Annotated in this window: 9 protein-coding genes and 1 tRNA gene; 3 read left to right on the forward strand and 7 right to left on the reverse strand. The window is 63.7% G+C overall.

The window, feature by feature from the left end; all coding sequences use genetic code 11:
• Positions 1-122: 122 nt before the first annotated feature.
• The 3 genes from H5J26_RS02935 to H5J26_RS02945 all read right to left on the reverse strand — a co-directional run bounded on the left by H5J26_RS02935 (position 123) and on the right by H5J26_RS02945 (position 2,720).
• Entirely contained in the window at positions 123-911 is a 789-nt protein-coding gene (locus H5J26_RS02935) for a nucleotidyltransferase family protein (protein ID WP_181764071.1), read from the reverse strand.
• A gap of 81 nt (positions 912-992) precedes the next feature.
• Positions 993-1,409, reverse strand: a complete 417-nt coding sequence (locus H5J26_RS02940) for a hypothetical protein (RefSeq protein WP_181764072.1) — start codon at positions 1,407-1,409, stop codon at positions 993-995.
• 186 nt (positions 1,410-1,595) lie between these two features.
• Entirely contained in the window at positions 1,596-2,720 is a 1,125-nt protein-coding gene (locus H5J26_RS02945) for an ABC transporter ATP-binding protein (RefSeq protein WP_181764073.1), read from the reverse strand.
• A gap of 176 nt (positions 2,721-2,896) precedes the next feature.
• Here H5J26_RS02945 and H5J26_RS02950 point away from each other — a divergent pair.
• Positions 2,897-2,973 (forward strand) — tRNA-Thr (locus tag H5J26_RS02950).
• 578 nt (positions 2,974-3,551) lie between these two features.
• Here H5J26_RS02950 and H5J26_RS02955 read toward each other — a convergent pair.
• The 4 genes from H5J26_RS02955 to H5J26_RS02970 form a co-directional block, all read right to left on the reverse strand.
• Positions 3,552-4,361, reverse strand: coding sequence for a hypothetical protein (locus tag H5J26_RS02955; protein WP_181764074.1), 810 nt, complete (start codon positions 4,359-4,361; stop codon positions 3,552-3,554).
• 558 nt (positions 4,362-4,919) lie between these two features.
• Complete coding sequence (locus tag H5J26_RS32180) at positions 4,920-7,079, reverse strand: tetratricopeptide repeat protein (RefSeq protein WP_181764075.1); 2,160 nt, start codon at positions 7,077-7,079, stop codon at positions 4,920-4,922.
• 53 nt (positions 7,080-7,132) lie between these two features.
• Positions 7,133-7,552 carry a hypothetical protein gene (locus tag H5J26_RS02965; RefSeq protein ID WP_181764076.1) on the reverse strand — a complete coding sequence of 140 codons (420 nt, stop codon included), beginning with the start codon at positions 7,550-7,552 and terminating at the stop codon, positions 7,133-7,135.
• Between the two features lie 458 nt (positions 7,553-8,010).
• Entirely contained in the window at positions 8,011-8,589 is a 579-nt protein-coding gene (locus tag H5J26_RS02970) for a hypothetical protein (RefSeq protein WP_181764077.1), read from the reverse strand.
• A gap of 608 nt (positions 8,590-9,197) precedes the next feature.
• Here H5J26_RS02970 and H5J26_RS02975 point away from each other — a divergent pair.
• The gene (locus tag H5J26_RS02975) at positions 9,198-9,608 is read left to right on the forward strand and encodes a hypothetical protein (protein ID WP_181764078.1); all 411 of its coding nucleotides are present in this window, start codon (positions 9,198-9,200) and stop codon (positions 9,606-9,608) included.
• A complete protein-coding gene (locus H5J26_RS02980; protein WP_181764079.1) occupies positions 9,605-11,767 on the forward strand; it encodes a tetratricopeptide repeat protein in 2,163 nt (720 codons plus the stop codon). Before H5J26_RS02975 ends, H5J26_RS02980 begins: the two co-directional genes overlap by 4 nt.
• The last annotated feature ends 458 nt before the right edge of the window (positions 11,768-12,225 follow it).

The raw sequence follows: 12,225 nt of genomic DNA on the forward strand, positions 1-12,225 counted from the left end.
TCGACCGGGCCGGCGGCGCAGGCTGGCACCGCTGCGGGCGTCGGCCCGATCTGTAAGGGGTTCGCTCCTGGAGCGAACCCCTTACGCGTGTCCGTGTGCTTTTCGCCGGCCGCACGTCCGTCTCACCCCAGCGGGGGACCGCCGCCCGTCTCCCCGGAGGGGCCGCCGTCACGCAACTCCCTGGCGGCCTCCGTCAGATCCTTGGCGGTGTCGATGGCACGCCAGTACGCGCCTTGCGGCAGCGGAAACCCCGCGAGCAGCCTCTGACGCGCGAGCCGCGGGAACGTCGTGCGCTCGTGATCGCCGCGGTCGGGCAGCAGCTCGGCGAAGGACGGGGAGAAGACGTAGACGCCCGCGTTCACCAGGTACGGGGAGGGCGGCGACTCGATGAAGTCCACCACGTGCCCGAACCTGTCGGTCTCCACAGCCCCCCACGGGATGCGTGGGCGGGCGAGTGCCAGCGTGGCGACGGCGTCGCGTTCCGCGGCGAACGCGGCCATCTCTCGGAGGGGGAAGCGGGTCCAGATGTCGCCGTTGGTGGCGTACCAGGGCTCGTCCGGACGGGGCAGCGAGGCGGCGGCGTACTTCAGGCCGCCGCCGCGGCCCAGTGGCTCCTTCTCGACAACGACCTCGACACGCAAGGGAGTTCGCCCCTCGGCGCCGGCATCGCCCTGCGGGATCGGCAGCTCCGTCCCGGCGAGCCAGTCCCGTAGCACCTCGGCCAAGTGACCGCAGGAGACGACGACATCGGTCACGCCTTCAGCGGCCAGCCAGGCGAACTGGTGGCCGATGATGGGGATTCCGGTGCCGGGGATCTCGACCATCGGCTTGGGACGGTCGTCGGTGTACGGCCGCAGCCGCGTCCCCTGGCCGCCGGCCAGGATCACGGCTTGGGTGGGGGGCTGCGTCATGCAGCGCACCCTATGCGGCGAACGCCCGCCGACGGCCGTGCCGCGTACGGGAGTTGCCGGGTGTCTCGGAGAACCGGTACGTCAGTACCTCTGGGCGGCACCGGCGGCGAAGGAGGTGTCGCAGACCGGGCGCGAGTAGCGACTGGCGCGCTGCACGCTGCCGTACTTCTCCACCGCGGCACGGCCGAGCGCCCGCGCAACCGACGCGCAGTGCTTGGCGAGGGAAGGCCTGCGGGCCATCTCCTCCTGAAGGCTGGTCAGTGCGATCCCGGGGTCCTTCTCCTGCAACTCGGCGACCAGGCGGTCGCGGAGGACGTCCTGGGGCGCACGCGAGGTCGCCTTCGTGGACGCCCTGTGCTCGGACGCGGTGAGCATCTGGTTCTCGGGAGGAGAGGCCGCCCACGGCACGGTGGCGACGGCGAGCGTTCCCGACAGGACGAGGACGACCGGGAGAACAAGAGCGAGGGATCGGCCGATACGGCGGGCTGCGTGGTTCACGCACGTGATGCTAGCGAAGAGTGGCGATTTGGCGACATTCAGTCACCCTGTCGAGCGACGGCGCACGGATGTGTTCGAGCGGTCCCGGTGAGAGGGCCGAAAAGGGGCCGTACCCCCGGGACTTGGTCCGGGCGTACGGCCCCTGTGAGCTCAAGCAGTCATGAACTCAGGCGCTGCGAGGGGGCGTCAGTCGCTGAGACGCTCACCGCTGGAGGTCGAGAAGACGTGGGTCTCGCCGCCGCGCGGCACCACGTGGACGACCGAGCCCTTCTCGGGCACCTTGCGGCCGGAGACGCGGACGACCAGGTCGCAGTCCTCGGAACCGACCTTCGCCGTGCCGTAGACGTAACCGTCGGCGCCCAGTTCCTCGACGACGTTGACGGTGACGGCCACACCGGCCGGCTCGTCCTTCGAGAGGGCCTTGTCGGAGCCGTCACCGTTGACCAGGTCGAAGTGCTCCGGGCGGACGCCGACCGTGACGGTCTTGTCGCCCTTGTCGATGGCAGCGGTCAGTGCCTCACGCTCGACCGGCACGACGCTGTTGCCGAACTTCACGCCACCGTCGGCGATCGGCACCTCGACGAGGTTCATGGCGGGGGAGCCGATGAAGCCGGCGACGAAGAGGTTCGAGGGGCGGTCGTACATGTGCCGCGGGGTGTCGACCTGCTGGAGCAGACCGTCCTTGAGGACGGCGACCCGGTCACCCATGGTCATGGCCTCGACCTGGTCGTGGGTCACGTACACGGTGGTGATGCCGAGGCGGCGCTGCAGGCTGGCGATCTGCGTACGGGTCTGGACACGGAGCTTCGCGTCGAGGTTCGACAGCGGCTCGTCCATGAGGAAGACCTGCGGCTCACGCACGATCGCGCGGCCCATCGCCACACGCTGACGCTGACCACCGGAGAGAGCCTTCGGCTTGCGGTGGAGGTAGTCGGTGAGGTCGAGGATCTTCGCCGCGTTCTCGACCTTCGAGCGGATCTCGGACTTGTTCACGCCGGCGATCTTCAGGGCGAAGCCCATGTTGTCGGCGACGCTCATGTGCGGGTAGAGCGCGTAGTTCTGGAACACCATGGCGATGTCCCGGTCCTTCGGCGGCAGGTGCGTGACGTCGCGGTCGCCGATGCGTATGACGCCTTCGTTGACGTCCTCGAGGCCTGCGAGCATCCGCAGAGAGGTGGACTTGCCACAGCCGGACGGCCCGACGAGTACGAGGAACTCCCCGTCCTCGATGCCGATGTCGAGCTTGTCGACGGCGGGCTTGTCGCCACCGGGGTAGATCCGGGTTGCCTGGTCATACGTGACCGTTGCCATGATGTTGTCTCCTTCACCGGCAGGTACGTGCCGGACGATCCGTCGTAAAGGGGACACCCACTCCTGTGGATGTTGCGGTGACGTTAACCTTCGGCCCCGCGTTTGTCAGCACTCGGACAGCAACGAAACCGCATCGCGGACCCCCACCCCGGAGTGGGTAGACTGCATCCGCGCCCGCCGCCTTAGCTCAGCTGGTTAGAGCATCTGTCTTGTAAACAGAAGGTCGTCGGTTCGAATCCGACAGGCGGCTCCAGGTCAGAGGCCCCTTCCGGGTACGGAACGGGCCTCTTTGATCTTGCTTGCTAACACCTTTGCTAACACGCGCCCTCGTCGGCCAGTCTCTCCTCCCTCTTGAAGACGTCTGCGATGTCGACGGCGCGGTCCCCGGTCAGGTGCGCATGCACACGGAGCGTGACTGAGGGACTGGTGTCCGAGCCGCAAGGAGACTGCCAGGATGACGATCAGGGCGGTAAGAATTTCCCTACCTCATCAAGGGCTCGCTTCGCTCGCCGCGCGGCCCCGGCTCGCCGCGCGGCCCCGGCTTGCCGCCGGGCCGACGCTCCTGTCTTCGCCCCGCTCCGGCCCGGCCGCCGTGCCGCGCGCGGACGCGACACGACAGAGAAGAAAGGGTGCCGGCGGGGGGCGGTCGGCTCCACGGCTTTAGGCAGCCACCATGGGGCGAGCCTCGAAGATCGGGGCCCACTTCGGGCTATTGCGGGCAGGCTAGGAGCTGCCCGAGTCGCGGAGAGCTTACGGGCCCCGATCTCTCGCCCCATGGCAGCTCCAGCCCAAAGCCGCTACACCGACCTATCGCGCGGTCACAGTCCGCAGCTACGAGGTGACGTAGGTCATCACCGCAACGACAGTACCGACGATCGTCGCCAGACCGACCACGAAGGCGCCGATCTTTCGGTTCGTGGTCCAGAAGCCCGGTTCTGTTGGTGTCTCGGGACCCTGGGACTGCTTCGTGGAGCTCTGGCCGTGCCCGCTGGCCTGCGAGGTGACTAGGTTTACCTGTGCGTTGGGTGAGCCATGAACAGCGACACTCAGAGCCTGACCTACCTGTTCCTCGGTTGGCTCCGCCCGGGCATCCGGCATGATCGCTCTCAGCTCTCCGACCAACTCGACCAGACGAGTGCGAACGTGATCAAGCACAGCTCGAAGGCTGACCACAGCAACGGCACGGTAGACCCGCGTGATCTGCTGCACTCCATTCCCGAGTGAGCGATTCATGTGTGCTGCAATTTCTGCACCCATAGGCAGGCCCAAGTGGACGTGCGAGCCCTCCGCTTGTTGGATCATCGCCTCGATCTCACCCACACCGGCACGGAGTTCATAGGTTTCGCTGACGTGATCGCGGATACCTTCGGGCAGTGACCTTGGGCTGATCATCTGGCCAGTAATCTGGTTGTAGCCAGCTATGCCGTCGATGTGCAGGGCTCCAGCGACGACCCGGAATTCAGGTAACTCGTCGCTCGGCTCGTAGCCGCGCAGTTCCCGCGTCGCCCAGGTTCGCAGCGGTGCGGAGTTGGCTTCACCCCCAAGGACTACGCACTTGCGCAGAGCGCTAGCCAGCGACTTGCTCTCGTCCAGGACGTCGCGCTGAATCTCAGTGAGCAGGCTGCCGTTTGACGAACTCATGAAGACCTCGCGAAGGAGAGCGGTGCACAGTGTGACGAAGCACACTAGCCGCACAAGAGGATCAATTCACCCCGTTTTCAACATCGAAATGGGGCCGGACAGCCAGCCCGACCTCAGCGACCGACCCGTCGACTGTTCACAACGAGAGACTGGCGGACCGAGGTGCAGGCATCGCGGGCTGAGTGTCTAGCTGCGTCACAACGACTGCGTACTCGGCCGGATGACCACGGACACTCAGGAACAGTTCGTCCAGGTCCACGTGGCAGTACGCGCACGTCGACAGGTTCGCCAAATTGCTTCGGGACGAAGAGGTCGCCCAGACCTGTCGTGGCTTCCGGTGCTAGCGTCATGCCATGGATGAGGAACGTGTGGGGTTCCGCGCAGGGTGCGACGACTACGGGCTGGCAAGGTGGGTTGCTGGCGTGGTCCAGGAGCGCGAGCACGACCCCAGCTGATCGACTTGATAAGGATGCGACCGACCTCAAAGCCTGTGTGCAGTCGTGCCGCATCCGTGCCCGATAGACCGGGACTCATGGCGAAGCACCACTCCTACCTAGATCACCCGAGTTTCAGATACTTAGCAATCATCCGCTTCTTATCTGGTTCGTGAAATGGCACCAAGAGCCGTTGGGCTTCAATAAGGTATGGTCGGGCGCCTGCGCCATCTCCATGCTGGGCCAAAGCTAGGCCAATTGCCCCGGTCGCCAGACCCTGGCCGTGGTCATCTTCTATGTCACGAAAGCACCGCAACGCAGACCGATATACTTGAAGCGCCTTTTCTTTGCCGTGAATCATTATGATTGCGTTTCCATAATTAATAAGAGCCGCAGCCTCGCCGCTGCGATCTCGCACGTCTTTGTAAGCCGTGATTGCTTCCTGGAGGTAATACACACCCTCTTCAAGGCGGCGCCTGGAACGCGTCTGTTGTGAAACCTCAAGCAGAACGGTTCCTAGTTGCGCGAGCGTAGAAGCCTCGGCATTTCTGGCCCCATTTCGAGAATGAATTTCCAGCGCTCTTCGAAGGGCCGTTTCCGCCTCTTTGAATCGCCCTGATTCTCTCAGGGAAATCCCAAGGTTAGTAAGGCCGAATCCGGAACGCCGCCCGCTGATCGTCATTGCTCTTTGTAGGGGATCCATGCTGGCTTCCGGGCCGAGCATCATTCTCAACGCCCCGCTGAGGTTGATTAGCGAATTAGCCTCCTCGTCGCTCTCGCCGAGCCGATGAAATAGCGCAACCGCTTTATTTAGCCAGCGCACCGCGTCGCGGTACTTCCTCGTGGAGGTGTACAGGATGCCTAAGTTGTTGTACGCAGCAGCAACGCTTTCTTGATTGCCACTCTTCTTACCTGCTTCAATTCCAGCGAATAGGATGGGCAGGGAGGAGGAGTAATCTGCTACGTTATCCAAGTACGCTACTAGGCTTACGGCCAAGCCTGTGGTGATGTCGTACTCGCCCAGGTCGTTGGAGATTCTCACACTGGCGATTAGATTCGACGCTTCGGCCGCAAACCACTCCATGGCGGCGACGCGACTCGGAAACCCTTCAGTGGGTTTGTGGTTAATCCACGCTGACGCACTTGCGGATCGCTTCACGAAGTCGTCCAGGAGTCTCACCTGAGCCGCGTGACGAGACTCCGCGCTGTCCGTCTTCTTCGCTTGTTCAAGTGCGTACAGACGAACCAAGTCGTGCATCGTCCACCTGTTGGGGGAATCACCTGACTCCAAGAGGTGACAATTCAAAAGGTGACGCAAGGCTCGCTTGGCCTTCAAATGCTGGACATCGGTCAGAAGGGCGGCGGCGTCGATCGAAATGTCTGCGCTTGGATTAAGCGCTAGGGTTCGAAATGCATGTGCATGAAATTCACTTAGCCGCGTGTAGGATCGCTGAAAAGCCACCCTGATAGCAACATCTTCATGCTCTAGCCCTTCAAGTCGCTCCTCTTCCTGCGAAAGCTCATCAGCTAGCTCTCCTGCGCTCAGTTCCGGATCGGAGGCCAGGATTGCGCCAACAATGCTGAGTGCCAAGGGAAGTCGATCGCAGAGATTTGCTAACCTATCGAGGCCAGCTGATGGGACTCCCCTTCTCGCCTGCGATTCGAGCACCGCTGTCGCATCCTCATGCGGCAGCACATTGAGCCGCAGATTCGTAGCGGGGAGTAGTGGTGCGATGGCGTTGCGGGAGGTAACGACAACTCGATGAACCTTCGAATTAGGGATAAGTGGGAGCACTTGTTCCGGCGTGCGAGCATTATCAAGCAGAATCAAAACGGGTAGATTCTGGCTGGCACGCCTGTCCAGTTCGGAATGGAACTGAGGCCCCTGATTCTCCGGTATGGGGTCAATCTTATCCACGCCCAACGCTTTGAGTGCGGGGGAGTAAACTTGATGTGGGAAGACATTTAGCTCAAGGCCTGTCTCGTATCCGCGTAGATCGACAGATATGGCGCCCCCGGGGAAAGCTTCCATTTCTACTGCGAGACGAGCAGCCCTTACGGCGAGTGCCGTCTTGCCGACGCCGCCAAGCCCCGACAGTACAAGTACTGACCCGACGTCATCGTCAGGTATCGTCTGGAGGCGTGAGAGTATTTCCTCGATTTCTGTATTTCGGCCGACGAAATCTTGCCTCTCAAGACCCGACCGATTTAGCGGAACCACTGTCGGCGGGACGAAAGCGCTAGCGCCGCCGTTGATGTAGAGGTCACGGCCAGCCTGGTACACGCGCGCTTGGCCAGATGCCTGTGCCCCTAGCGTCACGGGCCTTTCGGGCACATTCATGATTCACTGATGTGCTGATCACGTCCAGCCTGGTAAACCCGGCCCTGCTCTGTTGCGCGAGCATGCATTTGCACGTTGTACGTGTCACCGTTCACCGAGGCCTCTGGGGCGAGTTCGTCTAGCAACTCCCGCAGATCTTCAACGACGCTGGGGTCGGCAAGCAACAGCCGGCGAACCCTGCCTTGCCATTCCGCTCGGAGCTCGTCCTCTGTCGGGGTGTCCCCGACGTCGCGCGCGGCAAGGACTTGCTCACGCGTCAGGTCGAGCTCAGCAGCCAGTGCGTCAACGCGCTCCGGGTGCACTCGTTTCCAGATGGATGTGACTCCGTCACGAGTGCGTTGCCACGCGTCGGTGGCCATCAGTGTGACGATCGTCGTCCCAGCCGCACCTGCAAGTGCAGCTATCTGTGGATCCACGCCCCCCCCAACCTCTATGTGGTGTCCGAGCCCCCTTAGGCGGACTCCCAAAAGCTACCGGTGACGCCTGAAATGGCGCCAGCCGTCCATGCCGGATGGCACGAAGAGTGATCTGCTCCGTGAGCCATGCACTGAAGCAGCGGAAGCAGCGGAAGCAGCGGCGGAGGCGTCAGCGGTAAGCCGTGATGCGCCGTGGACCGTTGCGCACAGTGCCATGTCGCCACTGTCCGCAGTCTCGAACGCGATTGCTGGTTGGTCAGGCTGTGGGGGAGCGGGCCATCTCGGGCCGTCTCTGGGCCGTGCGAGGTTGGCCGACGCTGACAGTCGATGCCGGAGGGTGACCGTCCCCACCCCGCTCTGGCCTGGGCCACCCTCACCCGTCTGCGACACTGGTACGGCTATGCCGAAGCCCGGAGAAGTGGCGCACTCTGGCGAGCTGGAGTCGCCGGCGGGGGAAGCTACATAGCCTCGTGGCGGTGCCACTGGAGGTATCGGTCGGGTCGCAAGTCGGCTACGCCCCACTCAAGGCGCAGGATGCCCTCGCTCATGGAGCAGGCGTAGGCGACGATGACCAAGCTCGTGCCAGGAGGTATCTGCGCGAGCCCCCGGTGACTCTCATGGTTCTCGAACTCCTCCAGGCCCAGGTCGAGTTCGCCCTGCATGGGCTCCGGTCCGAACTCACGGATGAGTTCAGCCCGCAGACCATCCTTCTTCTTCAGCCTGGCTGCGGTGACGGGCAGGTCCTTGCTGGCATACCGGAAGGGATAGATCAGGTGGTCTGCGACGACCATGACAGTCCGGGCATGCAGACGGACTGACGTGGCTCCGGCGAGGCCCTCCAAGCCGGCCATGAGTTCCTCGAACTGGGCCGCATACAACCCGTGCCCGTAGGCTTCCAACGTCTGGGTGTGCACGCCGTCATGACCACTCCTCGCCCGCTCATGTGCTCGCGTCAGGCTCTTCACAATGGCCGTCGCCAGCGGCTCTGCCAGGTCGCCGAAGGTCTGGCGTGCCCAGGGAACAGCCGAGTCGGTCATCCGATCTCCCTTTCGCCGACGGACAGAGCAGCCCAGATGACCATGTGGCGAGGAGCCACGCCGCACAAGTGCGCATAGTGGGAGCACAGAGCACACACCACCGCATGAGCGCAAGCGGCAACTGCTGGGACCACACGGCACGCACGCGCCCGAACACCGGCAGCTCACCGAGGCGGACGCACGTGCACCACATCTGCCCTGAGCTGCGGTTTTGACTACCCCAATCTTCTGGGGGCAAAGGATCGTACACACTCCTGCGGTCCCGATACGCCGCCCAAGGCAGCACCATGCTCGTGGGCATCGGCCACCGGGCGGAGCAATGCTGGTGATAGCAGGAAGACGGACGCTGCTGACATGACCGCCCTTCTCTGACAGGACGGAAGGCGCTTCGACATGCGTCCTGTGCCATCCCAGCTTGTACGGACTCCCACATCGGGTGGTGGAGAGCGGTGGTGAGGCGTGGGCGATTCACGATCGGTGCGGTCACTTGAGGGCCGGCGCGCTCCCTGCAGCCATTCGCACCGAGCAATGCCATCGCGGGTGACTGCGAGGGCCATAGGGTATGTGGCTTGACACGCAGAGCAGTTGACTTGGAAGCAGGAGGATCCGTGGAGCCGGAGCTGGCCGCGCTGGCGAGTACCGCAGGGACAACCGTGGTCACGTTGATGGCTACAGACGTCTGGGAGCGTACTCGTGTCGCAGTCGCCAACGTGTGGCGGCGCGTACATCCTGAGCGTGCGGACGCTGTGACAGCTGAACTTGCTGCTACGCGCGAGGACTTGCTCGCCGCGGAGACTTCGGGCGATGAGGAGGTGGCGCAGGAACTGCAGGCGGAGTGGGCAGGTCGGATACGACGGCTGCTCATGGCCCAGCCGGAGGTGGCTGAGGAATTGCGCCGTCTCCTCAATGAACTCGCCCCGGGCGCGGCACCGACGCAGACGGTCATGCAGCACGCCACGGCCTCGGGTCAGGCCAGGGTCTATCAAGCAGGCCGCGACCAGCACATCGGTGAGACATGAGCGGGCGCAGCGCCATGGACGGGCGCGCCGACAGCGAGGGACGGGTCTATCAGGCAGCCGGTGACCAGCAAATCATCGAGCATCACCACCACAGCAGCTCCGATTGGAGGGTCGTCGATTCGTCACGTATCGAGTCGGTGCGTCGTCCGACAGGCGGTCGTGCCCCCGCCGTCTTCCGCGACCGTACCGAGCTGACAGAACGTCTGCACACGGCTGTCGAGCCTGGCAACTGTGGCCAGATCTACGTCCTGCATGGAATGGGCGGTTGCGGCAAGACCGCAGTTGCTCACGAAGTCTTCCGGTACGCGACGGACGTTGCCAAGCGAATCGGCTTATGGGTCAACGCGTCCGACCCAGCGGCTCTCCGAGGCGGCATGCTCGCCGTCGCTGCCGATCGAGGCGCGGAGGAGGGCGAGTTGCTGGCAGCTCGCAATGGGCTGCGCGCCGCCGCCGACCTCGTATGGGACAAGCTTGACGGGTCCGAGCAGTCTTGGCTCCTCGTACTCGACAATGCCGATGACCCCGCTGTCCTTCAGGACGGTTGGTTGCGCAGCAGTCCGCGCGGCACCGTGTTGGTCACTACCCGCCAAGCGGCGGCCCATCGCTGGACCGACGCCGAGTTGCATCACGTCGGGGTATTGCCGCCCGAGGCGGCAGCGCAGGTGCTGTGCGATCTCGCACCGCAGACGGGGACCGTGGAGGAGGCGAGGTCGGTCGCGGACCGGTTGGGCCGGCTGCCTCTGGCGCTGACCCTCGCGGGTGGTTTCCTAGCGCATCAGTTCATTGACCCATGGACGATGGCTAGGTACGGGGAGCACCTTGACGGGCCCGAGCAAGTCGGCTTCATCGACCAGGGTGCGGTTTCTCTGCCTGGTGAAGATGCGCGGGGCCTGCTCAGCCGGACGTGGCAGCTCTCGCTGGACGCGCTCTCAGCACAGGGTCTGCCCGAATCGACCACGCTACTGCGCTTGTTGGCCTGCTACGGGGCCGCCCCGTTGCCACTGTCGCTATTGAGCGGCCTGGACAAAGCGGGTCTGCTGCCGAGGGGCAGGGCTGAAGCAGCGTTACGGGGGCTGCTCGACCAGTCCCTGGTGACTCTTGTCGACGCAGGTGTGCGTTGCGCCCAGGCGCACGGTGTGTTGATGGCGAGCGTCGCCGCGGGCACTTCGGCCAGCGCGGTCCCTGAGCTTGCAGTGGCAGCTGCACGATTGCTCGATAAGGCCGTACCAGCCGTTCCTCAGCGCGGGCCGCAGAATCTGCAGTTGCGGCTCTTCGCACCACATGCGCTGGCATTGTTGCAGCGCTCAAATGAGTTGTCTATCACCGCTGACGCTCTCGATGTAGCGTTGCGTCTTGCCATTGCCCTGCACCGTACTGGCGATTATCTGACAGCCTGGGAGCTGGCCTCGGCTTCAGCGGCTGCAGCAGAGCCAACCCTCGGCGCCGAGCACCGATTGATCCTCGGCGCTTATTCACGCGCAGGTCGGGCACTTTTCCGTCTCGGCAAATTCGATGCAGCGGAAACTCTCCTCCGCCGGGTCCTCGAAGACAGAGAGCGGCTGTTCGGGACAGAGGATCCCGACACCTTGGACAGTTACTACGGCCTCAACTTGCCTCTCCAGCAAATGGGTAGGGCTTCGGAGGGCATACCCCTGCTGCGCCACGCGATCAGCGCACGCAGCCGTGTACTCGGACTCAGACATCCCCTCACGTTGAGGGCTCGGGCGGCCATCCTCGAATACCTGCATGACTCCGAACTCGCTGCTGAAGTTGACCAGATGTCGGTGCCGCTCCCTTTGGAGTGTGCCACGTACCTAGGGGAGGGCCACGACGAAACCCTTGGGGCCAGACACGCCTATGCCCTTGCCCTGTTCAGGCTACGGCGCCTGGAAGCGGCTGACGAAGGAGCACGCTCAGTCGTGGATGAATACGAACGCCGCTACGGTTCGGACTTCCCAATCACGTTTGCCGCTCAGACGTTGTACGCACGAACACGGGCGTCACTGGGGCATTTCACGACTGCGATCGAGACGATGAACGACGTCGTGGTGAAGCGCGAACGCAGCCTAGGAACCGAGCACCCACACACCATTAACAGTCGAGGGTACTTGGCCGAGTTCACTGCATGGGCGGAAGAGTCCCAATCCTCAGCTGACTGAGATCTCAACGAAGAGTTCCATCGCTTCAGCTGCGATCATCCCCCTGCCGGCAGTACGCCGTACCGCGAGTTGGATGACGCCATAGACGAGGCCCTGGCCGAACTCCGGGTGACCATGCGACGTGACCTGGGCGCCCCGCACTCCGTCTCTACCAGACCGACTGACGTCGTATCACAGACGCCTCAGAACGAGTGGGGACTGACGCGCCCATTCAAGTCAGACACGCATAAGGAGAGCCTTGGCAGAGAAGAAGGCGGCTATCCGTGCCATCGCGAACCTCGCTGACCACGTGCATTGGATGCGAGAGTGGCCCGACAAGCCGACTTGGCGCGACCGACTCCGCCGATACATGTACCCCGAGTCCTACCGCGTCGCCTGGAACGCCACCCCGCCGCGCCCCTGGGTTGACAGGCCAGCTGGGGCCTTCGAACGAACGGGTTGGCGCATCCGAGCTGCCT

The sequence above is a fragment of the Streptomyces albidus (ex Kaewkla and Franco 2022) genome (assembly GCF_013870515.1).
Classification (GTDB): domain Bacteria; phylum Actinomycetota; class Actinomycetes; order Streptomycetales; family Streptomycetaceae; genus Streptomyces; species Streptomyces albidus.

Coding starts and splice junctions, on each gene's coding strand:
- H5J26_RS02935 (WP_181764071.1), bottom strand. CDS start 911: ATGACGCAGCCCCCCACCCAAGCCGTGATCCTGGCCGGCGGCCAGGGG.
- H5J26_RS02980 (WP_181764079.1), top strand. CDS start 9,605: ATGAGCGGGCGCAGCGCCATGGACGGGCGCGCCGACAGCGAGGGACGG.
- H5J26_RS02945 (WP_181764073.1), bottom strand. CDS start 2,720: ATGGCAACGGTCACGTATGACCAGGCAACCCGGATCTACCCCGGTGGC.
- H5J26_RS02955 (WP_181764074.1), bottom strand. CDS start 4,361: ATGAGTTCGTCAAACGGCAGCCTGCTCACTGAGATTCAGCGCGACGTC.
- H5J26_RS02970 (WP_181764077.1), bottom strand. CDS start 8,589: ATGACCGACTCGGCTGTTCCCTGGGCACGCCAGACCTTCGGCGACCTG.